The sequence below is a fragment of the Bradyrhizobium sp. CCGUVB4N genome, assembly GCF_024199945.1.
In the GTDB taxonomy this organism is placed as follows: Bacteria; Pseudomonadota; Alphaproteobacteria; order Rhizobiales; family Xanthobacteraceae; genus Bradyrhizobium.
Window position 1 is genome coordinate 1,411,547 of record NZ_JANADP010000001.1, and the last position, 26,978, is coordinate 1,438,524.

At 59.5% G+C, this 26,978-nt stretch carries 18 protein-coding genes and 2 pseudogenes; 10 read left to right on the forward strand and 10 right to left on the reverse strand.

The window, feature by feature from the left end; genetic code table 11:
* Window positions 1-418: 418 nt before the first annotated feature.
* The 3 genes and pseudogenes from NLM31_RS06505 (at window position 419) to arfB (ending at window position 3,625) form a co-directional block, all read left to right on the forward strand.
* Window positions 419-1,741 (forward strand): pitrilysin family protein, encoded by a 1,323-nt coding sequence (locus tag NLM31_RS06505; RefSeq protein ID WP_254196142.1) that lies wholly within the window; start codon window positions 419-421, stop codon window positions 1,739-1,741.
* Window positions 1,738-3,111 carry a pitrilysin family protein gene (locus NLM31_RS06510; RefSeq protein WP_254128525.1) on the forward strand — a complete coding sequence of 458 codons (1,374 nt, stop codon included), beginning with the start codon at window positions 1,738-1,740 and terminating at the stop codon, window positions 3,109-3,111. The genes NLM31_RS06505 and NLM31_RS06510 overlap by 4 nt, the downstream gene beginning before the upstream one ends.
* 109 nt (window positions 3,112-3,220) lie before the next feature.
* Window positions 3,221-3,625 (forward strand): annotated as a pseudogene (gene arfB / locus NLM31_RS06515) (alternative ribosome rescue aminoacyl-tRNA hydrolase ArfB).
* 72 nt (window positions 3,626-3,697) lie between these two features.
* On the opposite strand, the gene NLM31_RS06520 reads toward arfB, so the two are convergent.
* The gene (locus tag NLM31_RS06520) at window positions 3,698-4,003 is read right to left on the reverse strand and encodes a hypothetical protein (RefSeq protein ID WP_254128526.1); all 306 of its coding nucleotides are present in this window, start codon (window positions 4,001-4,003) and stop codon (window positions 3,698-3,700) included.
* A gap of 417 nt (window positions 4,004-4,420) precedes the next feature.
* On the opposite strand from NLM31_RS06520, the gene NLM31_RS06525 reads away from it, so the two are divergent.
* Window positions 4,421-4,933 (forward strand): hypothetical protein, encoded by a 513-nt coding sequence (locus NLM31_RS06525; protein WP_254191813.1) that lies wholly within the window; start codon window positions 4,421-4,423, stop codon window positions 4,931-4,933.
* Between the two features lie 404 nt (window positions 4,934-5,337).
* Here NLM31_RS06525 and NLM31_RS06530 read toward each other — a convergent pair whose 3' ends face one another.
* Window positions 5,338-6,939, reverse strand: a complete 1,602-nt coding sequence (locus NLM31_RS06530; protein WP_254191814.1) for a glycosyl hydrolase family 18 protein — start codon at window positions 6,937-6,939, stop codon at window positions 5,338-5,340.
* A 463-nt stretch (window positions 6,940-7,402) separates the two neighbouring features.
* On the opposite strand from NLM31_RS06530, the gene NLM31_RS06535 reads away from it, so the two are divergent.
* Window positions 7,403-7,912, forward strand: a complete 510-nt coding sequence (locus NLM31_RS06535) for a hypothetical protein (protein WP_254128529.1) — start codon at window positions 7,403-7,405, stop codon at window positions 7,910-7,912.
* 424 nt (window positions 7,913-8,336) lie between these two features.
* On the opposite strand, the gene NLM31_RS06540 is transcribed toward NLM31_RS06535, so the two are convergent.
* From NLM31_RS06540 to NLM31_RS06565, 6 genes are all read right to left on the reverse strand, one after another.
* Window positions 8,337-9,704 carry a condensation domain-containing protein gene (locus tag NLM31_RS06540; protein WP_254191815.1) on the reverse strand — a complete coding sequence of 456 codons (1,368 nt, stop codon included), beginning with the start codon at window positions 9,702-9,704 and terminating at the stop codon, window positions 8,337-8,339.
* Between the two features lie 28 nt (window positions 9,705-9,732).
* Window positions 9,733-10,980: an MFS transporter gene (locus tag NLM31_RS06545; RefSeq protein WP_254191816.1), complete on the reverse strand. Its 1,248-nt coding sequence runs from the start codon at window positions 10,978-10,980 to the stop codon at window positions 9,733-9,735.
* Window positions 10,977-11,918 (reverse strand): sulfotransferase, encoded by a 942-nt coding sequence (locus NLM31_RS06550; protein ID WP_254191817.1) that lies wholly within the window; start codon window positions 11,916-11,918, stop codon window positions 10,977-10,979. The genes NLM31_RS06545 and NLM31_RS06550 overlap by 4 nt, the downstream gene beginning before the upstream one ends.
* A 29-nt stretch (window positions 11,919-11,947) precedes the next feature.
* A complete protein-coding gene (locus tag NLM31_RS06555) occupies window positions 11,948-13,258 on the reverse strand; it encodes an aminotransferase class III-fold pyridoxal phosphate-dependent enzyme (RefSeq protein ID WP_254191818.1) in 1,311 nt (436 codons plus the stop codon).
* 27 nt (window positions 13,259-13,285) lie between these two features.
* Window positions 13,286-14,803, reverse strand: coding sequence for a GMC oxidoreductase (locus tag NLM31_RS06560; protein ID WP_254191819.1), 1,518 nt, complete (start codon window positions 14,801-14,803; stop codon window positions 13,286-13,288).
* Window positions 14,804-15,929: 1,126 nt separating this feature from the next.
* Window positions 15,930-16,796 (reverse strand): radical SAM/SPASM domain-containing protein, encoded by an 867-nt coding sequence (locus NLM31_RS06565; RefSeq protein WP_254128535.1) that lies wholly within the window; start codon window positions 16,794-16,796, stop codon window positions 15,930-15,932.
* 1,411 nt (window positions 16,797-18,207) lie between these two features.
* Here NLM31_RS06565 and NLM31_RS06570 point away from each other — a divergent pair.
* On the forward strand, window positions 18,208-18,852 hold the full coding sequence (locus NLM31_RS06570) for a YopT-type cysteine protease domain-containing protein (protein ID WP_254135237.1): 645 nt from the start codon (window positions 18,208-18,210) through the stop codon (window positions 18,850-18,852).
* 710 nt (window positions 18,853-19,562) lie between these two features.
* Here the strand turns inward: NLM31_RS06570 and NLM31_RS06575 are convergent.
* A complete protein-coding gene (locus NLM31_RS06575) occupies window positions 19,563-19,835 on the reverse strand; it encodes a transposase (RefSeq protein WP_254191820.1) in 273 nt (90 codons plus the stop codon).
* Between the two features lie 560 nt (window positions 19,836-20,395).
* Between NLM31_RS06575 and NLM31_RS06580 the strand changes: the two genes are divergently transcribed.
* The 3 genes and pseudogenes from NLM31_RS06580 (at window position 20,396) to NLM31_RS43295 (ending at window position 23,826) form a co-directional block, all read left to right on the forward strand.
* Window positions 20,396-22,216 (forward strand): trehalose-6-phosphate synthase, encoded by a 1,821-nt coding sequence (locus NLM31_RS06580; RefSeq protein WP_254191821.1) that lies wholly within the window; start codon window positions 20,396-20,398, stop codon window positions 22,214-22,216.
* A gap of 422 nt (window positions 22,217-22,638) precedes the next feature.
* Window positions 22,639-22,770: pseudogene (locus tag NLM31_RS06585) on the forward strand (transposase); the annotation flags it as partial.
* Window positions 22,771-23,598: 828 nt separating this feature from the next.
* On the forward strand, window positions 23,599-23,826 hold the full coding sequence (locus NLM31_RS43295; protein WP_375167534.1) for a TIGR02391 family protein: 228 nt from the start codon (window positions 23,599-23,601) through the stop codon (window positions 23,824-23,826).
* A 320-nt stretch (window positions 23,827-24,146) separates the two neighbouring features.
* Here NLM31_RS43295 and NLM31_RS06590 read toward each other — a convergent pair whose 3' ends face one another.
* The gene (locus tag NLM31_RS06590; RefSeq protein WP_254128538.1) at window positions 24,147-24,404 is read right to left on the reverse strand and encodes a hypothetical protein; all 258 of its coding nucleotides are present in this window, start codon (window positions 24,402-24,404) and stop codon (window positions 24,147-24,149) included.
* 305 nt (window positions 24,405-24,709) lie between these two features.
* Between NLM31_RS06590 and NLM31_RS06595 the strand changes: the two genes are divergently transcribed.
* Window positions 24,710-26,470 (forward strand): HrpF/NolX family T3SS translocon protein, encoded by a 1,761-nt coding sequence (locus NLM31_RS06595; protein ID WP_305884090.1) that lies wholly within the window; start codon window positions 24,710-24,712, stop codon window positions 26,468-26,470.
* Window positions 26,471-26,978: the final 508 nt, after the last annotated feature.

Consider the following 26,978-nt stretch of genomic DNA (forward strand, 5'->3'; position numbering starts at 1 on the left):
TCCGATGTATGACGATGTGTGAAGATGCTGACACGCTGAATAGGGTCACCAGGTTGCAGTTCAAGCAGTTTCTCCTTTGGCACGACTAATGCTTTTGTTTCGTCGGCGACGCGCCTGGCCGACGAGATCCCTGGAGCAAGGCGATCTGTCGATTGGTTAGCCAAAAGCATGGAGCATCCGACAAGTGACCTCGATCATGACGACATTTCTCATCCGAAACCAATCGCAATGGGGCATGCAAAAAGCCATGCCGATCCAGCGGTTGACGAACCGTTTTGAAATCAATGCCGCGCCCCTTCGACGGCGCGATCTGGCTTTCGTTTCGAAAAATCTATTACGTCTGCTGTCAAGACTTCCGACGTCCTCATCGCGATCGGCCGTTTGCCTTCTAGCGCGGGTCCTGACGTGCGCCTTCGTAATGGCTGGTGTATCAGAAAAGAGTCTTGCGAGCTCCATGCAGCACACCAGCTTTGCGCTTGGTAACGGCCTGCAAGTGGTCGTAATCCCCGACCATCGCACACCAGTGGTGACGCAGATGATCTGGTACAAAGTAGGCTCCGCAGATGAGGCGCCGGGCAAATCCGGACTCGCTCATTTTCTGGAACACCTCATGTTCAAAGGCACAGAGGAGCATGCGATCGGTGAGCTTTCGCAGATCGTGCATCGCGTCGGTGGAGGCGAAAACGCCTTCACCTCCACTGATTTCACTGCCTATTTTCAGCGCGTCCCGCGCGAACAGCTGTCGACCATGATGGACCTCGAGGCCGACCGGATGACTGGGCTGGTTCTGAAAGACGAGAACGTGCTGGCCGAGCGCGACGTCGTGCTCGAGGAGCACAACATGCGGGTTGCCAACAGCCCTGAGGCGCGGCTGTACGAGCAGATGAAGGGAGCACTCTACCTCAATCACCCCTATGGACGGCCGGTCATCGGTTGGCGACGAGAGATCGAAAATTTGGATCGCGAGGACGCGCTCGCCTTCTACCGCCGCTTTTATGCACCGAACAATGCGATCCTGGTGATCGCGGGCGACGTCGAAGCCGCCGACGTGCGCCCGCTGGTCGAGCACAATTTCGGCTCGATCCCGGCACGGGCCGCTATTCCCGCACGACGCACCCGTCCCCAGGAGCCGGAGCCCGCCGCCCCGCGCACCGTCACGCTGTCCGATCCTCGCGTCGAGCAGCCGAGCGTGCAGCGCATTTATCTCGTGCCCTCAGCCGCGATGCCCGGCGAGAGCGAGGCACTCGAGGTGCTCGCGCAATTGATGGGGGGCGGCAGCAACTCCTATCTCTACGGTGCGCTTGTCGTCGACAAACCGCTCGCGGTCTCCGCCGGCGCCAGCTATTCTCGTATCTCGCTGGACCCGAGCCAGTTCTCGATCTCGGCCGCGCCCAAGCAGGGCGTCAGCTTCGCGGAGGTCGAGCAGGTCATCGACAACGTGATCGCCGACACCGTGCAGAATCCCATCCGTGCCGAGGATCTCGAACGGGTCAAGAGCCGGCTCATCGCGAGAGCGATCTACGCCCAGGACAGTCAGGCGGTGCTGGCGCAATGGTATGGAGGCGCGCTGACGACGGGCCTGTCCATCGAGGACATTCGCAGTTGGCCCGACCGCATCCGCGCCGTGACTGCCGAACAGGTACGCGCTGCCGCGCAAAAGTGGCTGGAGAAGAAGCGCTCGGTCACCGGCTATCTGATCAAGGACATCACCCCGGCCAAGCGCGAGGAGAAGCGCTCGTGACTCATTTCTTCCTTTGCACGCGACGCACTGCGCTCTCTCTTGCAGGCGGACTCGTCGTTTCGCTCGCGGCGACGACGCTGTCGTACGCTGCTGCCAAGATAGAGCATTTGATCTCACCGGGCGGCATCGAGGCCTGGTTCGTGCAGGATGCGACCGTGCCGCTGATCGCGATGGAGTATTCCTTTGCCGGCGGCGCGTCGCAGGACCCCAAGGACAAGCCGGGCGTGTCCAGCTTGGTTGCCGACCTGCTCGACGAAGGATCGGGCGACCTCGATTCCAAGAGCTACCACGAGCGGCTCGAGCGCCGCGCCGTCGAGCTCAGCTTCTCGGCCTCCCGCGACACTTTTCGCGGCAGCTTGCGCATGCTCAGCGACAACAAGGACGAGGCCTTCGAGCTGCTCCACACGGCGCTGACCTCGCCGCATTTCGATCCCGTCGACGTCGAGCGCATCCGCTCGCAAGTCATCTCGGGTCTCCGCCGCGACACCACCAATCCGACGGCGCTCGCCAGCCGTAAGTTCCTCGAGATCGCCTTCGGCGCTCATCCCTACGGGCGCCAGGCCAGCGGCACGCTGGAGAGCGTTCCGACCATCACGGTCGCCGACATGAAGGACTATGTCGGCCGGGTGCTTGCCAAGGATAGCTTGAAGGTCGCGGTCGTCGGCGACGTCGATCCCGATACGCTCGGCACACTGCTCGACCAGACCTTCGGCAGCCTGCCGCCCAAGGCAAAGCTGACGCCGATTGTCGACGTCGAGGCGGCCAAGCCGCCGCAGCGCGCCTTCGTCCCGCTCGATGTGCCGCAGACCGTCATCGCCTTCGGAGGGCCCGGCGTGAAGCGCAGCGATCCGAACTTCATGGCCTCCTACGTCGTCAACCACATCTTGGGCAGCGCCGGGCTGTCGTCCCGGCTCTATAGCGAGGTGCGCGAGAAGCGCGGGCTCGCCTATTCGGTGTTCGAGTCGCTGCTCTGGATGGAGCACTCGGCCGTGTTTATCGGCAATACCGGCACCCGCGCCGACCGCGCGGGCGACACCATCGATGCCATCGAGAACGAAGTGCGCCATATTGCCGAGGACGGCCCGACCCAGAAGGAGCTCGACGAGGCGAAGTCCTACCTCAAGGGCTCGCAGATGCTCGCGCTCGACACCTCATCCAAGCTCGCGCAGGCACTCCTGCAGTATCAGCAGGACAAGCTGCCGATCGACTACATCGAGAAGCGCAACGCCATCGTCGATGCCGTCACGCTGGATGACGCCAAACAGGCCGCCAAGCGGCTCTGGGGCCAGGGGCTGCTCACCGTCGTCGTCGGCCGCGCCCCGCAGGCCGCCGCACAGCCGGCCGCCGCGCCGGCGGCTAAGTCGAATTGATCGGCGGCTTTCCTCCGCCGATGGCCGGACTTGTCCCGGCCGTCGGCGCCATTCAGGATGCGCCCGTGCATGCCCGATGATTCCGGGCATGAGGAATACCGGTGCCATCATGCTGCGGATATCCCGCGACCTTGTCATCGACGAGGACGACATCGAGGTCGGCTTCGTCCGCGCCTCTGGGCCGGGCGGGCAGAATGTAAACAAGGTCGTGACTTTGGCCTAGCTGCGCTTCGACAGGCGCAAGCTGACGCCACCCGAGGACGCCGTCATCCAGCGCCCACACTGCCGGCAAGCGCATGACCAAGGACGGCATCATCGTGATTCAGGCACGGCGCTTCCGCACTCAGGAGCGCAACCGCCAGGACGCGATCGAGCGCCTCCTCGATCCTCCGCGGGGCCATGGCGCGGCCAACCCCGCGACGCGCAACACGGCCGACCGCCGCGCCGGCTCGACAGCAAGAAGCGCCGTAGCGATATCAAGGCCGGCCGCGGCGGTAGCCGCTTCGACGACTGAGCATCCACAGCTGACTTGGCAAGAACCTCCGGCCGTAGAACGACCGGAGGTTCAACGTCTGGAATGATCGAATTAGTAGCGCTTGCCGGTAGCGGTGCCGCCCGGTGCGGAAACGTCGCCCGTCCCCTTGTGTACGGCGCTGCCGGTCGTGCTGACCGTACCCTTCGTTCCCTTGGTCGGCTTCATGCCGACCTTCTCGCCGGCGGCCCCCGGCTCCGCGTTCAGCTCCTCGTCCCCACTGCCTGACACCGTACCCTGCATCTGTTTGCTTTGTACGCCGCGCAGCTTGGCGTCCGATGATACGCCTTGCGCCAGGACGGGCCCTGCAAGCAGTGAAGAAAAGGCGCATGCGATCACGGAGGTCTTCACTAACTTCATCCATTTCTCCTGGATTTTATTCGCAATGAACGGTTCGGCTACACAACGCCGTTCGCCCGATCCGAACCGTCCCATTCAATGTGTGCGGCCGAATGGCGCGACCGTCATGCAATCCGGATCGTGTGGTGATGGTTTAGAGATTTCTGGGCGGTTTCGCGGAATTGCGCTCCTCATATGCGGCGGCGGGGAACACGGATTGGCATGCGAGCAGCGTGGACTTATCCCATGCATTTGCCGCTCCGGCGAGGCTAGATTGGCCGGATTCACCGAGGAAGCCATCCCCGTCCGCCAGCCTCCAGAGCAAGTCGTCAATCGCATCGCCGCCGGCGAAGTGGCGCCAACGCGTCAAATGTTCTTGAATCGGTCGTGGCGTCAAGTTGTACACCGTACCGAGGCATATCCGCGAAGTATACGTAAATGAAAAAAGCCATTCTCACTGTTGTACTATGTTCCGTTTTCGGTTTGCTCGGGCTGAATGTGGTTGCGCTCGCGGACTCCACCCGACGCTTTGATTGCACCATAGACGGGACGGATCGAGAGCCGGTAGGCGATCGAAATGGACAGCACATCATTGTCAGCCTTCAATACACCTGTCGTGTCGCTGATGGGCCGTTGAAGGACGCAGGAATCACGGCAATATCGGTCAGCGAGTGGGACGGTGAGAAAGGGACGTACCTGGCTTCTCTCGACGTTCACCGCGCGCTCGAAGGATTTGCAGTTGGCCAGCTCTTGGAGGGGATCGGCTCCTCAGTCATGGAGAACAACAGGACCGATGGGATCGCAGCTTCGGGTAAGACGGTGTTTAAGTTCGCATCCGGCTCGTTGGCCGCTCTCTCCGGAAAGACTATCAGATTTACGACCAAGCCCGCCGGTGCTCGCCGGTTCGAGATAGAGTTCACAGATTGGCCTGAAGCTGCTCAACCGAAATGACGCAGCGGGTCGAGATTCAGTCAATTTCGAGTGACGATCCAAGCACGATTTATTCTTACCCTGCACGACGGCGAGCCGCTCGGAGCGAATTCGCCGTTAGCACTTCGCGATCAGTGCGCATTCGCCAGTACTCGCTAAGCGGGCTCAAGGCATGGTCTCCGATCTTGTTTACGCCTAAGACTTCGTGACCCAAGCGTGCTCCTTGGCAAAACTCATGTGTATCTGGAGGATCGCTATCCTACTCGGTCTCAGTCAAGGCTCCAGGCAATCTGGCAAGCTACGGCCGAGCAGGGAATCGCGGCCCTATGGGGGCTATCGGTTTTCGCTTTCGGCAAATTCTCGCCGGCAGGACCTGCAAACTCTATCAAGGCAGCAGGATATGATCTTGAGTAACTGGAATTCCTCTAGCCTGGGATGTTGGCTTCGCAGTTATAATACTGTCCGGAAAGCCTCATTTTCGTGCAAGCCTCCTTCAGCACGTCCTTCGGGCTAGCCCAGTTCGGTTTCCATTGATCTCGATCGAAGCGAACGTTTTTGTATAAATCCCACATGATGATCCCTGACCGAGAATGCTTTATTGTCTCGTCAATGATCTTCGTCAGATCCTCTCTGGTAAGTGGCAGATTCCCGCTTGCTGGTTGTCCCACTTCAAAGCCGACCGTGATCGGTGGCGCGATCAGGAGTTTGCGGGGCTGAATTGAGGCTCGAGCGCCGGTTCTCGATCCTGAGACTTTTGCGTGCAAGTCTGCAAACTTTGAATCTGCCGGCAGTCCGTCGCCATTTTTGAGCCAAATCGCGGACTGCGCATAGTAATAGTTTGCCTGTCCTACGAGATCGCATGGAATGTAGGTCCGGGGACGGGTGCGCTCACAGTCCAGTTCACCAAGATCGTAGGACATAATGCCGACCTGGCTTAACTTGTCGATCTCCGCCTTGTGGAGCAGGGCGGTGTTGTAGATCAGGCCATAAAGATTGCCGCCCCGCCATACACCTCCATAAGCACCCGAGTTCGGAGCGACAGTGTCCCAATTAGCCGACATATTGGGGATCCCACCGTTGGCAGGCGCTGCAACGCTGACATTCAAGGATCGATTGTTGCTTGTGATCGCGTTGTCCAGCGACTTCAGAATTGCAGCGAACTTCTCGACCGTCCACGGCATAGCGCGTGGAGCCTTGTCGCTGTCAGGATTGAGTTTCATGGCGTCGTCAAATACGTCAGCTCCTATGCCAAGCTGCATCAAGGCCTTGTCGTCTAACATCTCCGCTTTCATCGCATCATTGGTGGGTGCGGGTGGCGTGATATTGTCGGGAGTCAACGTCCAAGACTTGGCATTGATGTCGGCGTGCCAGAACTCTTCATAATCGACATCGATGCCCGTAACCCCAAGATCATTTGCGAGCGCAACGATGTTCTTGTATGCGCGATCTGCGTCGCTTCCTATGATGCCGCTTTCAAATTGAGGACGAGGAATCACAGTCGAAGGATTCGGAAAGATATCATACGCTTCATACTCCGGGCCGCATGAATTGTTCTTTCCTGCCGTCGCATCGTAGATTTTGGGATAACAACTGAAGTTCCATCCGCCGACTGCTATGGAGGTTTCCACGCCATGGGCTTTTAGATCGGCGACGATCCTTTTCAGAGTCTCGAAGTCGCCTTTCGGATCTCTGTTCTCCGTAGAGACAGTCTTGGTTGTGCCTTTGTCACTGCTACAGGTATAACCAAAAAGTCCCGTGCAGGTCAGATCATTCGAAGTGTATCTGATCAAACTGGGCTGCACGAATGACAGCACGAGGCTGTTGAAATTTGTCTGATCGTGTTCGATCTTTTCGCTGAGCTCCTTGAGATTTTCCAGACTCGCGTAGTAATCCGGTGTGCCTTTCTCTGCTCCGGGACCTGTCAGGTAGTAGGCCGAAATTGTGGGCGCCGCGAGCCCATTCCCGGCAAGGCAAGATGTAAGCGTGATCGACAATAGAGCCTGGCGCAATGTTCTTCTGCCGCTCATCATTTTTTCCTTTTGACAAGATCGACGGCTGCCCTGCTTCCTGCGTACCGCAGCCACCGACGCGGTAGCAAGCGATCAGTGCTCACCAGGCTCGAACCGGCTATTTCGCCCAAGATCTGTGAACTGTTGCGCAAACCCCTTTCGGGCGGCTTTTGGCTGTCTGAGGGAAGGTCATCCTCAACCGGAGCTTTCCCCATATCTGTCCAAGCCCCGCGTGCCATCCACGTCAGGCGCCACAACGTTGGACCGCCAAAGAGCAGCGAGGTCGACTTTGCCGTGATAGCGGCGTGCGCCAGAATTCAGAGTTTCCGTAACGTCCGATTATAGGACGCTTGACTCAAGGGCGCGGATACTTGGCCGCGGGTCGCGCAATGTTCTGTCATCGTGGCTGAAGGAGCTTGAATCGGTCGTGGCGTCAAGTTGTACGTATCAAGCGGAGGATATCCCACGAAGGCATAAGCGGATGAAGACATCCTTTCTCGCGATCGTACTATGTTCCGCTTTGGGTTTGCTCGGGCTGAGCGGGGGAGCGCGTGCGGACACGATCCGGCGTTATGACTGCTCGACAGACGGGGTTGATCGAGAGCCAATGGGCGATCGGGATGAGCACGTCATCATCAGCCTTCAATATACCTGTCACGTGGCCGACGGGCCATTGAGAGACGCCACGATCACGGCGATTTCGGTCAGCGAGTTGGATGGTCAGAAAGGGACGTCTTTAGCGTCTCTCGATATTCACCACGCGGTCGACGGATTTGCAGTTGGACAGCTTCTGGAGGGGGTCGCCCTCCTAGTTATGCGGGATAAGAGACCTCTTGGCATAGCTGCATCCGGTAAGATGGTCTTTAAGTTCGCATCCGGCTCACTAGCGGCGCTGTCAGGAAAGGCAGTCAACTTTACGACCAAGCCGGCCGGATTTGGTCGGTTCGAGATGGAGTTCTCAGATTGGCCTGAAGCCGCTCAACCGAAGTGAGCCAGCCTTGCGCGCCCGGCTGGCTTTCTGGAATCAGTCAAACCGTATGGACAATGTGGAAACGCGGCTCGAACGTCTCGTTTGTTGTCGGCCATGGGAGTCTGGGCAACGTCTTGATGAGTCCGCGACAGAATGGTCGCGTCCTGGAAAAAGAAGAAGACATCAAGCTAGCCTACATCATAAGCGCGGTGCCCGCGCTGGCCCACCGTTACGGGGACGGGGGCCGGCCACTGTTATGGGAGCGGCACCGTGACCTCGCCGCTCCTAAGAGTTCCATGATCGTCGATGTCGCGCTGAGCGATCGTGCTGAGCGGTCTCTTCGCGACTGCGCATATCACTCCAACGCAGCTACGCTTGGACGACGTCCCTAGAACACCAGTTCTTCGATCGGCAAACGTGAGATTCTTGTGCGCCGGCAGCCAAGTCAGTCGTCCACCACGACCGGCCGCGGTAACGCACCGCTGATCCCGTTGGCTAGCTTTGTGACTTCGGCGAAATAGCGGTCCACCGCGCTGCGGGCGGTCGGCGTGCCGGGGTGACGGAAATTCAAGCAGATTCCATCGTGTGACCGGCTGACCCACACATAGACCTCCTGCGGGTCGTTGCTGCGGCTTATCAGAAATCTCGTTCGCCAGCGCGCCCAGCAATCCGACCCTGGAACCACCCGATCGTCCATATAGGAGACCATAAAGCGATCGCGCAATGCAGCCCCTAGCACTTCCATCGCTTTGGAAAAAGGCACCTGCGCGGTTTCTTTGGCCCGCTTCAGTTCGAGTCCAACGGATCGTAGTAGATCTGGGAACGTGTCGGACACTGGGAAGCTTACTGGGCTCATCCCGACATACCACCCAACCGAGTTCTTCCATCGCGTTGCGTTTCGCGTGTGAAAGGGAGCGACGGAGCGAAATTTCTTTTGGTTGCCCAGCGCTTTTCCCGCCAAGGCCAGGCACGCAAACATGCCTGCCATTGTATGTCCGCCTTGGGCGCGGCACGCCCGATCGAACCTGACTGCACTTTCCGCGTCAGATAGCCAGATCCGTCTGGTTTGCTGCAGGGCGGCGGCGCCGCCCAATGCACCGACTGACACCGGAAAATCGGGCAGTTGACCGCCGGTGGCCGCAATTAGCTCGCGCCAGTGTCCGATCACCGGATCCCCGTCGGTCAGATCGCTCACACGAGCGCGCTCGGAGACGGCGTACTCCAGATAGCTGTGCGCCGGAGCCAGTCGCGGGGCCACGCCCTGAATCGCCGCGGAGTAGAGTTCCCTGATCTCGTAGGGTACCGAGGCCATTGAGTAGGCATCTGTCACCGAGTGGTCGGAGGCGATGACGAGAGTGGTGCATCCGGGCCGGCTGATTGTTACGAAGACATGCGGTGGCCAGCTCAGCGGTTCCGTTTTGGTGTCGAACACATCTTCTAGCGTCCGGGCCAATTCGCCCGGATCAGCGTAGTCACCGAGCTCGACCAGATCGAGTGCTGCCGCGCCCGGGCCGACCGTCGCAAGGTGGATCGCAGTACCGTCCCTGTCGAAGCGGCAGCGTAGTGCCTCGTGCCGGTCGACCCAGCCAAGGATCGCCGAGCTCAGTGCTGTCGTATCGACCTCGCCCGACCATTCAAACGTGACGCCCAGCCAGGTTGGCCGGCCATTCTCGAAACAGCGAAGGTGTTCCTCCTGAACATAGGACGGGCGACGCGGGTCCGGGCGCCATCTGGCCGTGCCGGGCACGCTGATGCGCCACAAGGTCAGCCGGCCCGGCCGCAAATCGAGGTCCCCGAGATCGTTGATCTCCATGCACAGTCCTGCCAGCCAGTCCGTGGTATCAAAGATGCAAGCTGTGGGTGTGGCGCAGGGGCGATCGCCAGATCCACAGCATGGAGGTCGCGCTCAGCACGCTGCTGGCCACTAGCGCAGTCCGCAGTCCAGGCCCGGCGCCGACCACACCGCCAAGCAGCGCGCCTAGCGGCGCAAGCCCCCACACCAGGCTGCGGATGCTCGCGTTGACGCGGCCCAGCACCCGAGGCGGAGCCAGCGCGTATCGAACGGAGACTTGGTGTACGTTGTAGATCTCTTGACCAAACGACAGCATGAACTGGGACAGCGCCACGCAAATGACTGCTGCCGGCGGCGGCTGCGTGAACAGTGCTGCCAAGGTCATGCCTGCGCCGCTAAGTGCCAAGGCAGCCATCAGCACATGCCCAAGGCCGATCGCGCGGCCGGCCCACGCTGCGGTGACCGCGCCCCCAATACCACCCAGCGCGCCGATGCTGAGAACTACGCCCGTGGTCCAGCCGTCCAAACCAATATGTTGGGTCAGATACAGCAGAAAAACCGCAGAATAGGCGTTGTAGCAGAAGATGAAGCTGCCAGTCGCAAACGTCACCGCCCGGAGAATCGGGTTGCCAAACACGGTCGTCAGTCCTTCCGCGATTTGACTGATGACTGAGCTTGATCCAGTTGCCGGCGGTTCGGCCGCACGTGTCGGCAACAGCGGCAGCAAGACGGTGGCCAGCACGAACGAGGCCGAGTCGGCGAGAATCGCGGTTGGCGCGGAGAACGCGCTGATCAGCCAGCCTGCGAGAAACGGACCGACGGTCACCACGCAAGATCTGCTGAGTTGCCAGGAGCTCTGCGCTCTGACGAGTCGAGCACGATCAACGACGGTTGGCACGCACGCCAGATAGGCGACTTCGCCGATCACCGCAGCGGTCCCGACAAGCGTGGTTGCCATATACAGTTGGACCATTCCGAGCCAGCCAAGACCAGCGAGCAGCGGAATGGTTGCGAGCGTTGCTGCCATCACTAAATTGGCAGTCAACAGGATGCATCGGTGTGGTAGGCGGTCCACGATCACCCCGGCAAGCAGGCCAATGACGAGATACGGCGCCCGGCCGCAGGCGAGCAGCAACCCGGTCTGCGCAGGGCCCGCTCCCAGCAGAGTGATCGCCGTCAGTGGTAGCGCCAGCACTGTCACTTCGGATCCCAATTCCGACACAGTGCGCCCGACGAGCAGCGCTAAATAGCCGCGCGGTAATCCGCGAGATGGGGGGGAGATCTCGGTGGGATTCATGCGTCGATGGCCGGGCTCGCGGTCGACAGATAACCCAGCCGGGCCAATTCGCCGCCGGCGATGCGCTCGAATTCCGCGACTTCCGTGAGTGTCAGATCCTGCCTGAATCGGCCGAGGCGGCCTGCGTGCAGCGGTTTGCCCGCGGACTCGGCTGCCGGATGGCCGTGCGGCCTTTCGAACAGCGCATGCTTATGTTCGGCGTGCCGCAGCACGGCTTCATCCCAGGGTAGCTGCAGGTGATCCAAAATCTGCATGAGGCTGGGACGAGGGCGAGTCACCAAATCCTCGTAGCGCACCTCGAGATAGCGCGCCGGCGGCGCGAGGAGATGCGGCCGGGATACGACTTCAAGCCATCCGTGCGCGGCCTCTGCCACAGTTCGGTAACCCCAGTCTGGCACGGTTCTCAAATGCGAGGCGGCAAGGTCCCGACCATCCCGGACGATGTGCACGAAATGCGCATCGGGCCATAGCTGTGCGAAGACGTCGATTTGGGTGATCTTGCGTTGAAGCTTCAGTCCCCAGCGACTTGCCCCTGTTCGTAGCTTACGGAACTCACCGATCTCGTTGATCAGCCTGCATCTGTCGGCGAATGAGATGATATCGCCCGCTGTCTCATCCATCACCTTGGTAACAAGCTTGTGCACGTCATCAAAGTTCAGGCCGAACCGCTGGCATTGTACCACGAAGTGCGCGCCGTCATACCAGAACGGGTCGATCGCACTTTTGGTGGTGCCGCTGACCCGGGGATCGTTAGCTGCGAGCAGGTCGGTCGCACCGAGAATGTGCGGCCCGAGGTTCGGTGGTTCTAGGAAGTCGATCTCCGGCCCGACCACCAGATCGGCATGGGAGTCCAGCATGACGCTCAACAAAGTAGTGCCGGATCGATTCTCGCCACCGAGCAGCACCGGCGAGGTGGAGAATAGGTCGGTCTTGGGCATGGCAGTGTCCGCTGTTCGACTGCTGGTGTTCATGGATGGCTCGCAGCGGTGACCCAACGCCGTACGGTGTCCGGCGTTGCGATGAAGTGATCACCGGCGAACCGCACCGCAGCGGCGATCGGATCCGGATTGTCGCAAGTCGCGTCCACCTGGGCCAGTGCGGCCATCAGGGCCTGTCCGGCGGCATCAATCGCACCTCGTACGTCGGCATCGGAGACCGCGGCGGACGGCATGAAACGGCCGCCATACTGCATGAGGAAGCCGCGCGACCACATTTCCTGAAAGAATGTGTGACCGAGCTCGGCATTGGCAAACACGACGTCGAACATGGTCGGCCATGCGAACGCGCTCGCCTGAACCTGATGGCGGGCGAAGACCTCGTTGAGGCCATCGATGAGGTCCTCGCCGACCTGGTGCATCCGGGCGAGCGCGGTGCCGTCGCTCAGCGCGTCGAGGGTGCTCAGGGCGGCAGCGAACGGGGTGATCTCGCGTTGATAGGTGTTGCCCATGTATGTCTTTTCGGCGGCACCAATCACGTCTGCCCGACCAGCCACGGCCGATAACGCCATGCCGTTGGCCAGTCCCTTGCTGAGTGTGATCAGGTCGGGCGCAAGCCCGATCGCGGTGTGATAGCCGCCGAGGCCATAGCGAAATCCCGTCATCACCTCGTCCAGGAGGAGCAGGGCACCGCATTGGTGCACGAGATTTTGCAATTCGCGGTGATATTCGGGCGGAAAGAAGTTGACCTCCGGAGTGATGATCACAGCAGCGACCCGTTGCGCTCTGGTCAGTCTCTTGAGCAGGTCAAGGTCGTAATGGAAGTCGATACTGTCCAGGTCCCGGTCGGGTAGTCCCATCCCCGGACGGTCCTGCAAGTGCCAGTCGTGCCAACCGTGATATCCGCTGGTAAGCACCAGGTTCACACCGGTATACGAACGAGCAAGGCGGACTGCGGCGGTCGTGGCGCAGGAGCCAGTGCGGAAAAAAATCGAGCGCTGCGCGAGCGGGAATATCTCCGCTAGCCGCTCGGCCACCTCGATCCGATGCACGGACACCGGCCCGGGCAGGATGCCGCCGGTGCGACGCATTTCTGCAGTCACATGATCTACGACCGGTTGATATCCAGCTCCAAGCGGCGCAGCCCCGCTACAGGAGGTGAGATCCACGTATTGCCTTCCATCGACATCAAAGACATGCGCACCGGAGGCATGGCTCATGACGAGGGGAAAACGCCGATTGAGATCCCATTTCTCCGACGCAGTGATCCGCAACGCGCGGCGCAGTGCGGATTTGTGCGTATCCGTCGCGGTCAACGTGCCGTGGGGTGTGCTGGTGAACATCAACAATTCTCCGATCGCCGTGGCCTGTCAGGCCAGCTGCGTGAGGATTCTCCGAGCGATCCGCAGCGCGTTCGCCTGAATGGTGAAGGTCGGATTGACGCCGCCGGGATACGGGAAGAACCCGCCGTCCGCGACATAGAGATTGTCGATATCGTGCACGCGACCCCAGCGGTCGACCACGGATTCTCTTGGATCACCCCCCGCTCGACAACCGCCATGCAAATGGCCGCTACCGAACTGATAGTTGGAATCCTCGTAATCGATCTCTTTCGCGCCGGCCTCGGCCAGCACGTCCGATGCGCGTCGGGACAAATAGCCGAGACGGCGCTTGTCCAGCGGATGGGTGCAGTATTCAAGAATGATGTTGGGTAGACCGAGCCGATCGCGACTGTTGGCCAGTCGAACAGCGTTGCTGCGCATGGGCTGATCGGCCGCCAGGAAATGCACTCTTAACGGCACCTGTCCCTCGCCGGCCGCCCGATCTGCCGGACTGGCTTCGTAAATAAGTCCACCGAGGCCAGAGGGCGCATCACTGTCGAGATAGTGATCCGTCATCGCAACCGTGGAGAACGGTCCGCCGGTCGAATGCGAAGGCAGCCGATTCATTGTGATGGTGCCAGAGACGTAACCGCTGATCTTGAAACAAATGCCCCTGCCGACCATGCCCGTGGCGTTGCCGATGCCGTTGGGGGCCGCTCGCTGCACTGAGCGTAGCAGCAAGGCCGCAGATTGAATCGCGTTGCCAGCGAGCACCATGCAGCGGGCGTGGACCCGTGCGCGTTGCCGGGTGACGGTGTCCAACCATTCGACTGTATCGGCGCGGCTGGTGCTGCCAAGTTCGATATGCACAGCTTTGCTGCCCAAGTTAACCGACAGGGCGCCGGGTGGCAGCCAGGCGTCGGCGAATGGTGAGTGCGCATCGGCACGCGCGCCGCTTGGACATGGGTGTTCGTTGCACGGGCCGCACCGGTCACAAGCCGGCCGGCCGCGGTAGGGGACCGAGTTGATCGCCAGTGGGGTCGGGAACGGCTGCCGGCCTAGGCGTCCGCCCGCCGTAGCGATCAATCTGCCCTGCAAGCTATATCTGTGCGGTGGCAGCACGGCGGGATCACTGGTCGGTTCGAGTGGATCCGCGCCAGCCAACCTCGCGACCCCGATCCGCTGTTCGAGCTCCTCGTAATAGGGGCGTAGTTCGTCGTAGTTGATGGGCCAGACCGGGTTGAGCGCATCGGGGGCGACATGCGCTCGTGCGTCGAAATCAACCTTGCGATATCGGAATGCGATGCCGGCGTAGAGTGTCATTCCACCACCGAGCGCCGACACGGTCCATGGCCAGCCGATCGGCCTCAAAGTACCGGTCGGGGAGCGCACCAGGGCGGCGGCGTCAATTCCATTTTGGACCGTCGCAAATGAGGCGCCAGTGGGAAGCCTCAAGCCCGCTTCGAGGACGTGTACCCGGAATCCGTTTCTGGCGATCTCGTGGGCGACGATCGAGCCGCTGGCACCACTGCCGACTACACAAACGTCAACGGCGTCGGACGTCATTGCCCCACCTATGGCAAGGAACATCGGCCATACCTCATGGCGACGTGCCCATAAAGGACAGGTCAGGACGGCTAGTGAGAACTGTCAGCGCCAGCGTCGAACGTACGCCTGATCAGACCGTCGCGACCTACTTCGAGACTTATACAATATGACGTTCCGTGCGATTCAAGTCCCTTGAGCGCGCCCTCGCCTGAATGAGCGTGAGCATGTTCAAATCCACCGAAGTAGCGAGCTAAGAACTCTGAAGAAGAACGGTGCCGCTAACCCTAAAGCACTTGGTGCAATAGGGTGGCAGCGGCGCTGAACGTCATCTCATTGTCGCTGGAATGGAAGCTCAGCGGGAGTCGAGCACGGCCTTTGACACCTTCAGTAAGGACGATCTCGATAGGCGGGGATATTACATAGGTTTGGGTCGCTCCCCCCCGATTGCGGCTCATGTCAATCGATGAGGCTCAGCGCCTCAGTGCGATGTGTCGGTCGCTATTGCCGTGGGCGCAAGCCCCGTCGCGACGCGCCACCATAGCCCTTATTCGTCCTCGCCAATGCTGGCCAGGTATGACTCCGGCAAGCCGACCTTCCGCGCAATCGCCCGCAGGTCAGCTAATTAGCCCGGATCGGTCGTCCTGTCGTCTGGGATCGTTGGAAGATTGCAGCAGAGCGCCAGCTCTGCCGTGCCGTCGGCAAGTCGGGCGACGACAGGCTCGGGTCGATAGGCTGCGACGATCGGCTCTGAATAGAGCCGATCTCGTTCGGCATGGGTGAGAGTAGCGATTGTGCCGTAAACCCGCCCGTTATGATAGGCCACTAACGTTGCACGGTTTGATAGCCTCAGCGCAAGCCGCTTGAGATAGGCCTGCCGCTTGAGATAGGCCTCTTGAGATAGGCCTTCTGAAATCGGCCGGACGAAGACCTTTCGCCATCAAGCCTTCCGGGTCCATGAACAGGCCATGGAAGAAAATCGTCACTCGCTTTGCCATCGAGAGATTCTAACGGTTCCGAGAACCGATCGGCGCATTTGGCTCGCCCCGGACGCCCTTGTGGAAACCCGGTCATCGCCTGGCTGTTAGAGCGACGCACTTTCGCGCGAGTCGTGCGCAAGGCCAGGGCGTCGCCCCCCACACACAAATCAGCATGCCAATGCCGTTGGCTTAGCGAATTCACATATCCGGCAGAGAAGAAAACCGTCCTCTCCGTTCATGCGATCGACAATCTTACGAAAAGTCGGTCCTTTGAAGAGATCTTGATATTCATCGCGGAGAAGATTGCCCAGGATGTGGCGTCGCTCAAAATCCATGCAGCAGAGGGTGACGTCGCCGTTTGGGAGAAGAACATTACGATGTTCTCGTTCGTCGACGCACGTGAGCGCTCCGACGATCGGCTGTCGTGCCTCAACGATCTTTGGATCGACGCTTCCACCCCTGCTGCTCAGCGGACGCGAACGAACCAGCGCTTGCTCGGGGATTATGTCGACAAGCTCGGGATGAACCTCGCCCATGACTATGAACAGCGTCGATGGAATGTCTGCGTCGACCAGTTGACGCATCATATCGACATACTTGCGCCTGACCAGGCGACTGTTCATGTAGGTGCCGTCATCAAACACGTGCACCAGGAAAACTCGGAATTGCAGCGCTTGCAAGCGTCGTAGATTGCGCTCGTTCATTCCTGCAAGTGTCGTGAAAATCCGGATGCCATGGCCAGCGGCGTAGGCATGCTCAACCATTTCGGTGCAAGCCGGATTGAGCCAGGGCTCTGAGTACCCGGCAAAGCTGATGTCGACAGCTGCAGGTACGCGCGCAAGGCAGCTCTTGAAATCTTCGAGACGAAGATGCTTTGCGTGGGACACGGCTCTTTGCCGTTCGGCGAACTTGTCCTGAGGACAATAAGAACATCCGACGACGCAGCCCGTTGTCGTAGTTATCTCCAAGACCCTGCCGCCAGGAGGGATTGCAGCGCGCAGGTTCTGTATATTCTCCGGGTATGATTCAACCATTTGCTGGGTTCTCCGGAAATGGCCGGAACAAAGCGCGTTCCGACGCAGGACCGCCGATTTACATTCTTCATGAGGAGTTACTCATGCATGTTCTCAGTCATGCATGATCTCGGATGACTGGCGATAACGCGACACAGCTCACGACGAAACGATGGTTGATCGAGATATCCCACCTCGTGCGGCTTTCCTCCCGCCGCCCAGTTGAAATCCCGGCAGGGGTACGGATCTGCCGGAGCAAGCGCGTCGAGCACAGGACCGACTCAATGTCAATATTTCTGCGGCGTTTGGTAACCGCCGGCGCAAAATCCACTCACCAGTACGCCGGCATTGGTCATTGTTTTCTCAGTTCTCTCACCTCTTGCGATAGAAGTCGGCCATGCCATTGAAGCTCGCACCAGTGGGCAGTCAATCGGCTGAATTGTCACAACCAACGTTGGTCCGGGTTCATGCGATCGAGATCGTACAATGTAACGTCACGTACGATTCAAGCTCTCTCGAAATGGAGCGGAATGGAACGAGCACTCGATCCATCAAATCTGACCACTCCGCCGCTGGTATCGCGCTCGACAATGATGAATAGACCCTGGTGGGCCTGATTGCATATTCTGGACTGAACCTAAATCGGTTGATGAGACGACCCTTGCACGTGTGAGATCTCGTGCAAAAACCTATCAGCGCGGCGCAATTACGAGAGTTCGCGCGCATCATTAGGCGCTTCGCCGAATCTTCCGGCTCCCCCGTTAGCTTGCTCGCCGAAGACCCGGCGGATGATACGCTTCAAATCGACACGAAAGGTACAGTGCTTTCTTTCTATCTATGGTCCATCGCGAAACCTATTTCGCCATCGCTCGACTGCAAACGTCTTCGAGGTCCCAGGGGATCCTCTGCCTGACATGGGCCGCCATCACCACGGGTCGCGCGCTGCCTGTATACGATGCTATTCCCGTCCAAGCTCCGTCCGATTCTCGGTCGCGCCATGATACCCTTTTTTATGCTCGGTCTTCGTCATGCTCTCCAAGCCGAGCAACACCTGCCCGTCAGTTTGGGATCAGCTTGTCTGAGTATCATTCGCAGCCGGACCTAAGCAGCCTCAGTTCTCCGCGAAGAGACTTGACGCCGAAGGGAAGCGAAAATCGTCATGTACAATCGAATCAGTGGCCCATCCACGTTCCCCAACCATGCTCACGAGCCGACTCAGTCGACGGACAGCGACCGCTTTCAGCAAACATTGGCGGGCATGTCGTCCCGATCGGTGCCGGATCCCTATGCAACTTTGTCTTCGGCGCCAATACGGTCGTTTTCGCTGGTTTCCCAACCCCTTGTCATGGAGTTCGAAAGGCTACCATTTGGCGGAACCAGGCAAAATCTCACCTCGCGGAGGAGGCTGCCACCTGGGGATTTGCCTGACAAAATGGGGTGCTGCGTCAGCACGCCACAGGCCACGGATCCGCATGATCCCGGTACATCCTCTGCGGCGAGGCCGGTCACCCACCTGTTCGACTACAGGACGGCCGAATTGCATGAGGCAAATGTAGACGGCATCTGCGTCGGGTTGACGGCGGAGTGGCTCCGCAATCTCCACAACAGCCCATCAACGCGAATGAGTGCGCTAACACCCGGATCACAAATGTACTATTCAGCTGCTGAGCGGCAGCGGGAGTATCAAGATGGCAAGGACCAGTTGCGACTCGAGGGATTAGGAGACTCTCAGGCAGACTTAGAGGCACAAAACAGCATGTTGCGGCGGGCAGGCCTGAATCCATCCGGAAAGGAGAAGGTCTACGGATTCGGCGAGCAGTCGAGCGTCTCGCGCATGCTTGGGAAGATCACCAACGACGGATCGGAGTATTTGCTCACTTTGTATTTCGCCGAAGGAGGCTCACACACAGTTGCGACAGCGGCGCAGGGTAGAAGAACCACACTCTTTGACCCCAACTATGGAGAATTTACCGTTCAGTCAGAGGAGATGGAGGACTTGCTCCAAAGCCTCGCCAATCGTTACAGGGACCCCAACGGGCGGCATTTGTCGTCAATCACCACACAGAAGATGGAGTGAGTCTGGCCTGCAAGCTCGTGGCATGTTCCGCGCGGCGGCAACCACAGCACAGCCTCGTTCCGCCAAAAATGCGGCAATCGACTCCGTGCGTACATCACGGCTGCCGGTTGCGGAAGGCGGACCGCTGGGCGTTGGGTGAGAGCCGGCGCTGGCTGCGAGTTTGAGCGGTGCGACTGGGGATAGCCGGTACGGGCAGTTGTTAGTTTGCGCGGGTGACCTCGTGGCAGAGGACGCGTCGGCTTGAATCGTTGTCCGGCGCCTTTGTGCCCTACCGAGCTAAGGCGCCTACGCGTGGGTTCCTTTTGGGCGTTGTTACCTTCCAATGGGCGGTGAAGTGCTCAGCTGGCTCGGCCTAGAAAGCGATCAGCATCTCGTTGTCGCGCAACGCCCGAGGGGGTAAGCGTACCGCGGCTATGCATCGGCTACCCTTCTGTTGCGGATGTCCGGACTACAATTCCACGGCGGGTCATGTGGTCGACCACAGCTCGATGGACTGAGCGGCGCCTGCGGTCGCGGGAGTGACAGAAGTTTTGCGTAAGAGCGCCTTTGTGAGAAGTTTGCAGGCTCAGCGGACTGACCCCATGGGGTCAGTCCGCTGAGCCTGCAAAGCGCTCGCCCAACTGGATCGCAAATTGGCCCACTCGCGGCCGTCCATGCAACCGGTCGTCGCCAATGGATGCGTGGATTTCTGATGGCGAAGTAAAGTAGCTTCATCGCCGCCTCGTCGTTGGAGAACTGCCGCACGTCTCGATGATCTTGCGCAGCGAACGGTTCAGCGCCTCGACCGCGGTGGTGGTGTCGATCATTTTGCGGATCTCCGGCGCAAAAGCGAAGAACGGAATGACGTGCTCCCATGCCCGCCGCCAGGCCGTCCCTTCGCTGAATTGTGCTTCCCCACTCGGCTTCAAAGTCCTCCGAGCCTGAGCAGAGCGGCATCGGCACTCTCGGCAAGATAGATCGCCTTGATCGAGGGCAGGATCCACGGCATCATCTGTCAGATCTCGCAGGTAAGACGTGCGACCTTCGTGCTATCTACCTGTCGCATCTACGGCCGCAGTCTCTAGGTGACATTGGGCTTCAAGCTTTGTGGCTTCCTCGCCCGGATGCGGACGCTTCGTATGTGCCTCCTGTTCGTCAGGCCGGTACTTTGCTTACAGCTTCCTGCGGGTCTCGCTTCGTGACGATGCCCTTGCTGTTCGGCTAACGGTTCCTATCACCAAGGTCCATCGAGGACTCACACCTCCAAGTCATCGACCGGACACCACTTCGGTCAAGTCGCGCCAAGTTCAACGAGTCAGAACCTCCATGTCGAGTCGAGATTTTAGCGTCCCAATCAGGTTTCGCTATGGTCCGCCTCCGACATCGGACGATATCCCTCAGTTCTTGGGTCACGAGCGTATCCCGGACGCACCGTGGAAGAAATCAACGTCGCGGCTCGCTTTCAGACCCGTCAGCTTCTCGAAAGAAAGCTGTCATAATATCAGAAGTGCAGATCGGACACTCGCTGTTCCGATCACAAAGCTCGTCAAACGGAGGACCTGGGATGGACACGAATATCAACCCGCTGGGCCCCAATCGCGCCGAAACGTCGCATCCCATGATGGAAGAGCAATGGGCGCAGCAAGCAATCTTCGAGCGCCACTTGAGCGAGCCGCAACAGAGTAGACGTCGTCAAGCCGGTGCAGGATCCTCGCGTCGCATATTGTCTGCGGATCAGGCTGATCCCACCGACATGGCGACCCAGGGACGACATATGAACCTTGTCCTCGTCTCGAACCGAGTTGCGGATGGCAAGCCGAATGAGCCGGCGACTGGTGGGCTTGCCGCGGCCCTACTCCCGGTGGTTGAGGATTCCGGCGCAGTTTGGATGGGTTCATCGGGTGATCCCAGTCAGAACTCGGGCGATCCCAGTCAGAACAAAGCGTCCGTCCACGAGCTCGGAAATGGCGCGCTGGTGAAACTGGAGCTGCCTGAGGCCGAATATGCGGGCTACTACGACGGCTTTGCAAATTCGACGCTCTGGCCCGCACTGCATTCCCTCAGCGAGCGGATCTCGGTTTCGAATTCTGACCGCAATTATGAAAGCTATCACACGATTAACGAGATCATGGCGAATGCGTTGCTCAAGTTTGGCGACCGAGATGCGTTCTGGGTGCATGACTATCAATTGCTGGTACTCGGTGCCAAGCTGCGTGAGAAAGCTATCGACCGGCCAATCGGATTCTTCCTGCATACGCCTTGGCCGGGGCCAGATGTATGGCAGCGAGTGCCTCACCATGATGAGCTCATCGAATCGATGATGGCGTACGATCTTTTAGGCTTTCACACCGAGCGGGACTGTCGGAATTTCCTCGATTGTGTCCATTCCGATCTTGGTCTGAGAAGCAAGGACGGTGTGGTGGCGTCCAACCGCGGTCTCACCCGCTGCAAGGTATTTCCGATCGGCATTGATGCAGATCAGTTTGCTCGGTACGCTGCAGCGTCAACATCGGATTCCAAAGTCGCCTCACTGCGGAGCGGCCTGAATGGCGAGAAGCTTGCGGTTGGCGTCGACCGGCTCGACTATACGAAAGGTCTTCACGAGCGGATCGAGGCTTTTGATCAGCTGTGTACCGAGAGGCCAGGCAGCATCTCGCTCTTGCAGGTAGCAACGCCAACGCGCGCCAAGATTGAGATGTACCAAAAATACCGAGACCGGTTCGTCGAACTCGTCGAAGACGCGAATGCGCGTCATGCTACGGACGATTGGATTCCGATAAGACATCAGGATGAGGGCGTCAGCCAGAAGGTGCTCGCTGGCCTCTATCGCGCCGCGCATGTTGCTGTGGTGACGCCGATACGTGATGGCATGAACCTCGTTGTCAAAGAATATGTCGCTGCGCAAGATCCGAATGATCCCGGCGTGCCGGTTCTGTCGAAATATGCAGGCGCAGCCGACGAACTCAAGGAGGCATTGCTCGTTGATCCGAAGGACATCCCTGGCATAAAGCGCGCGATCTTAGAGGCCATGGAGATGCCCCTCGCTGAACGCTGCTCACGCTGGAAGGCGATGATGAAGACGCTTCGAGAAAATTCACTCCAAAACTGGTCGGCCAATTTCGTTCGGGAATTGGAGAACAGCCGCTTCGTCGCGAGGGTGCCTCCGAATCGGCTCGACAATATCGGCCTTGGCAGGACCGCCGAGACCCAATTTCCGAGCGAAGTGCTGGAACGTGCCCGTGACGTGCTGATGCGCCCATTGAGTAGAACCCCGCCTCCGACTGCGTTTGAGCAATCGACAAGCTCGTATCTCGGTGGACAGTCAGATCCGGCAGACTCGGAGTATGATGCGGAAGCCTCCTCCAGAGCATCTCCGACGCGCTGACGAGCCCGATCGTACTGATCGCAATCGCGTCGACCACGTACAGTGGGCTGTCGCGGCTGGTCGCTTCGCTCGATCGTATCAGTGCGGGCGCGCAGCCTGATCAAGCGCTCTAACGATCCCATTTGAGCACTTGGAGTTGAGGCCGGTCCGTGCCGGGACATTTTCGGTGTGACGAAAGTGTGTTCCCTTTCTTCCGGGCGGCAGCTGGCTCTTTTATTCGTATGGCAATATGCAGGAAGCGGCTGTTGATTAACGATTGCTGACGACGTTCGCTTCAACCTGATCAAAGAGGGAGATCTCTGAACCCTTTTACTGAAGCCTTTCCGACCGAGCTGCTCTCACGAAGCATGATTGCCAGAAGCGGCGCATTTGCGGTGGTGAGTCAGGCTCTGTATCCAACAGGGGCTTGCGATCTGGAGCCCCCATGGCGGGATCTGCCAGAGGTATTCGGCCCATATGCCACTTGCTACAACCGCTTCGTTCGCCGGAGGAGGGCTGGTGTCTGGGGGCGCATCATAGACGCACTTGCTTCTGCCCATGATGCCGCTGCCAGATGATCGAGCCATGCAGGCTCTTTGCTCAGGAGCCATGCGGGGGGCGGTTGCCACCGCACATTTGGCGCAGCCGTCGATGAGCTTTGCGCGCGGGCGGCAGTCTATCGGTAGATGGTCGCTTCGCTGCCTTCAAAACCGCAGAGCTTGACCTCGGTCAACAATGGCGCCGCGCGGCGTCACCCTCTTCCCGGCGCTTTTCCAGATAATCTCGGAAAGGATCAACCAGGACGGATGCTGCGGGTCGCCGCCGGTGCTGCAGCGTCACCGCCTGCAGCAAGCAAGCGCTCGACTGTCCTCACGCTCATGCCGATCCGCGGCGCGATCCCGCGCGACGACGGGCGGTCGCGTGCAGGTCGAGGATTTCGCCATAGAGTGAACGGCGACGGTTGCGCCGTGTGCTGCGCAGCTGATGAACTTTTGTAGAGGCTCTAAACGAACGCACATTGCAGTGAGCATCATCTCATCAGCGGACGACGAGGGCATAACGCCAACTCGGCAGCTCGGACTTCGAGACGACGTCGGCCCTCATCGAGAGCCGACGCAGCTTCTGCTTGCATCCTATTGTCAGCGACAATCACTTGTTCGATTTCGGTCAACCCGAATGTCGTTTTGCTTACGTGACGGGGGCCAACGTTGTCGTGTACGGCACGCTACCAATGGTGAAACTCGTCTGCTGCCGGTCCTCGTTCGGCAACGCGCCCATGCAGTGCATGCCCCGCATGAGCTCCAGATGCGCACGTCGGTCGCGGTGCAGCCAGCCCGGGACGTACATCATTAGATCCGGCGCGGTCGGCGGCGCGGAAGGCATGTATGGAGTCCCAAAAATCGATGCCTCGGCGCCTTGCAGCGTGGTACCGACGTCCCTTGCCGGGAGTTTCGCGGGCGCGTGCACATCTCTTTAGCGGCGCCATCGATTCTTATAAGAACCCGCATTCGGATCGCAATGTTGCACTGGATGATCCGGAAGAAGTCGCCGAAATCGTCATGCTCGCAAGTCATTTGCTCCGTATTATCGATGCGCGCGCCATCGTAGTTGGTCGATCCCGTGGCCGCTGAGCGACCCCGCTCGGCGCATCCGATACACGGACCGGTGCCGCGCGGCAATTTGGGCGGAAGCGCGTATCGCGTGACATGTCGCATGGGACGCAGGCAGATGAATGCGTGGCGGCGCTGCATGCCCACCTTTGCGACCAGCCGCAAGCCGCTCAAACGTCCACTATCGTGGAAGTTGATGATCGTGCCGGCGAAGCTTGCGAAATTCGCTTGATGTCGCACTCGCCATACCCCTTCAACACAGCATCGTGCTCGCGCCTGAGCTGACCAGACACATCGAGAGCACGCTGCAGCTTCCGGCAGAACTCCTAGATTTGCCATCGTCATTGGTGGGTCGCTTTCAGACGCGTCAGCTTCTCGAAAGCTGATCTCCCTAACATGAGAGCCTGGGTCTCTAGACGGCGCTGTTGCCGATTGACCGTAACGGAAATGAACGTCGGGCCTGGCGCGCAGGACATGATGGCGACATTTTTGGTGAGCCGCCAGGCAGTGGGCCAGGTCCCGGTCAACATTTCCATCAGGTCTTGCGTGTTGTTCGTCGTGAACACGGCGGCGCCACAAGGCGCACTTGTGACGGTCATCAATGTCACATCCGGGGATGCACCATGTCGTTCAGTAACCTTTCGCCAGCCAGTTGCGGAAATCAGCCTCAGCCGGCGTTTACCCCGGGGCCACGTTGGCTCTGGTACCTTCTGCGCAGACGCCGGGCCTGACCCAGCAAAGCGCATTTTCGAACTTTGGATAGCGAGGCAGTTGAGTGAGCGCCTTACGAAATAAACAGTCACTCAAAGCTCGACGTGACCCAAAAGTTCGGCATCCTTCTGACCGATAGGTTGGACGCGGGCTTCCTCAAACAAGCTCCACCCTCACATCCGAGTATAATGCTATGCAGCTCAACACCTCTTCGTCATCCGCCAGTGCGGTTCCAGCTCTGTTCGTGCTTGGTCCGGAAACCACGACCTTGGGTCCTTCCGTGCAGTCGCCCGGTGAGCAAGGCGACCCCTTCGAGGCCATGTTGTCCAGTTGCGCGCGGGAAGCCAAATCCGAGCTGCCGTCCCCACCACCGGAACTGCTGGACCCAAAGTTGCCTGTGCCGGAGGATCCGCTGGATCTGCTGCCGGCGAATGTGAAGGCGGCGGTTAAGGCCGCGGAGGAGGGCGTTCCCGCACCGGAAATGTCGAACGTCACGTGGATTGACGGCACGCTGACCAATGCCGAGTTGCAGATCGTGGCAGTGCTGAACCGCCACAAGGATCAGTTGCCCCTCTGGTGGGGACACATCACACCCACCGACTTCGATCCATCTGTGCCGCCGGATCTGAAAGCCGCAATCCAAGGATTGCACCAGGACCGCAAGCTCTTCGCTGCGCTCGGAGGGACATCCGACTGGAGGTCCTATAGAGTTGCCGATCGTTTGTCCAGCTTCTGCAGCAATCATCCGCAAGTTGCCGCATTCCAGGAGCAGCAGGCGCACAGCTACGAGCAGAACTACATCCCCTCCGATGGTACCGGAAATGGACAACCGTCAGTCATGACCGTGAACGACGCAATGCGCGAGCTTTACCGGTATTCCGACTACCTACCCAAGAACCTGAGCCTGGCGGATTTCAAGCAGATCGTCGACGGCAACGCCCAAACTGGCAAGAGCCCGCCGCAGGTGATCGCGGCGGCCCAATACTTCCTCGACCACCCGGATGCCTGGAAGCAGCTGTACGGTGGTGCGATTGATCAGGTCCACAAAGAGGATTTCCTTCAAGTCGCTTCATCGTCGATGGGCCTCACGCGAACCGAGCTGAACACGCTCGACACGATCAACAAGAATCAGGGCGCCTTCTTTGGAGGCGGCGTGCTGACCCGGGACAAGTTGGCGAGATTGGCCGAGGACAAGAGTCTTGATCCGAAGGTACGGCAAGCTGCGTCGCAGCTGCTCTCGGATCCGCTATTGTTCGCACTACTGAACAATTCGATTACGGGCTACAAGACCCATCATAAGTTCTTCGACTTCGGTGGCGGACATAGGGTCGATTCCGGTAACATCAGCAACAACGACTTCACGAACTTCTACCGCAACATGTCGGCTGCGAACCGCACCGTTCAGCAGACCAAGACCCATGTTCCCAAAACCGCGGCCGAGCAGTCCGCGGTCGCGGACATGATGATGGGCGTGGCCGACCAGCCCGATATCAAGTCTGTGAAGAAGAATGGCGGGGCGCTCAAGCACGCACTCGACGACGCGAAGCCCATACTCGACGGCGTGCTCAATGTCGAAGCGAAAGCGACTGACTGGGCCGCCACAGCGGTTGGCGCGCTTGGCTTCATTCCGGGCCTGGGCCAATTGGCCGATCTTGCATCAATGGCCCTCGAATTCGAGTCGGCAACGACGACTCTTCTCCACACCGCCATTAGCGGGGGCAATATGGACCATGCGCTGGAAGAGTTCGGCCTCAGTGTTGCGGCGCAGGCGATTGGCTGTATCTCCGGGCCCGAGGTCAAACTCGCGATGCGCGAGGGGCTAGCGAAAGAACTCATTGAAAGGGCCGCGAATGCCGGGGTCGACTTGGCGGTTTCGCAGGCGCAATCCCATGCGGAGGACTATTTGAATAACCTGAAGGAGCGCCTTGAGGCCAGTCCCATGCAAGCCGGATAGGCTCCGAGTCAGGTTGGCACGACGGCATCGTCGCAGAAGGTGGCCTGACGGGCGCACTTAGGCGGTCTCAACGTGGAATTCTGGCATCTTGTATTCGGGCGATCCCAACTTCAGTTCGATGTACCTTATGTCGTGGTTTCGAGCAGAAGGGTGCCAACACTGTTGCCTTCCGATAGAGCGAATACCTCTTTCGCAGCCTCCGGGTTGTCGTGAGTGCAAAACCACAGCACGGATCCAGGCCTCTTGTGATGGGGCTCGTCGCATGGCCGCACTTCTGGCGCATCGGCCACCTAGTGCTAAGGAGGGCCAGGGAGTTCTTCTGCGGCAGCTAAGGCTGGGCGGTGTGAGCAATGCACGAGCTTGGAGCGTGCGCTCGACGACTGTCCTCAAGTTCTGGCTGCCGACCTCGGCGATCAGCTTTCTGAAGCTGGCGTCGTTGCGGTCAGTGCACCCGAGTGTAGCTCTCAGCGGCTATGAAGATTAACCGATTAACCTCACCTAGGGAGAG

Coding starts and splice junctions, on each gene's coding strand:
- NLM31_RS06505 (WP_254196142.1), top strand. CDS start 419: ATGGCTGGTGTATCAGAAAAGAGTCTTGCGAGCTCCATGCAGCACACC.
- NLM31_RS06520 (WP_254128526.1), bottom strand. CDS start 4,003: ATGAAGTTAGTGAAGACCTCCGTGATCGCATGCGCCTTTTCTTCACTG.
- NLM31_RS06525 (WP_254191813.1), top strand. CDS start 4,421: ATGAAAAAAGCCATTCTCACTGTTGTACTATGTTCCGTTTTCGGTTTG.
- NLM31_RS06530 (WP_254191814.1), bottom strand. CDS start 6,939: ATGAGCGGCAGAAGAACATTGCGCCAGGCTCTATTGTCGATCACGCTT.
- NLM31_RS06535 (WP_254128529.1), top strand. CDS start 7,403: ATGAAGACATCCTTTCTCGCGATCGTACTATGTTCCGCTTTGGGTTTG.
- NLM31_RS06540 (WP_254191815.1), bottom strand. CDS start 9,704: ATGGAGATCAACGATCTCGGGGACCTCGATTTGCGGCCGGGCCGGCTG.
- NLM31_RS06545 (WP_254191816.1), bottom strand. CDS start 10,980: ATGAATCCCACCGAGATCTCCCCCCCATCTCGCGGATTACCGCGCGGC.
- NLM31_RS06550 (WP_254191817.1), bottom strand. CDS start 11,918: ATGCCCAAGACCGACCTATTCTCCACCTCGCCGGTGCTGCTCGGTGGC.
- NLM31_RS06555 (WP_254191818.1), bottom strand. CDS start 13,258: ATGTTCACCAGCACACCCCACGGCACGTTGACCGCGACGGATACGCAC.
- NLM31_RS06560 (WP_254191819.1), bottom strand. CDS start 14,803: ATGACGTCCGACGCCGTTGACGTTTGTGTAGTCGGCAGTGGTGCCAGC.
- NLM31_RS06565 (WP_254128535.1), bottom strand. CDS start 16,796: ATGGTTGAATCATACCCGGAGAATATACAGAACCTGCGCGCTGCAATC.
- NLM31_RS06570 (WP_254135237.1), top strand. CDS start 18,208: ATGGGGTGCTGCGTCAGCACGCCACAGGCCACGGATCCGCATGATCCC.
- NLM31_RS06580 (WP_254191821.1), top strand. CDS start 20,396: ATGGACACGAATATCAACCCGCTGGGCCCCAATCGCGCCGAAACGTCG.
- NLM31_RS43295 (WP_375167534.1), top strand. CDS start 23,599: ATGCCTCGGCGCCTTGCAGCGTGGTACCGACGTCCCTTGCCGGGAGTT.
- NLM31_RS06590 (WP_254128538.1), bottom strand. CDS start 24,404: ATGACCGTCACAAGTGCGCCTTGTGGCGCCGCCGTGTTCACGACGAAC.
- NLM31_RS06595 (WP_305884090.1), top strand. CDS start 24,710: ATGCAGCTCAACACCTCTTCGTCATCCGCCAGTGCGGTTCCAGCTCTG.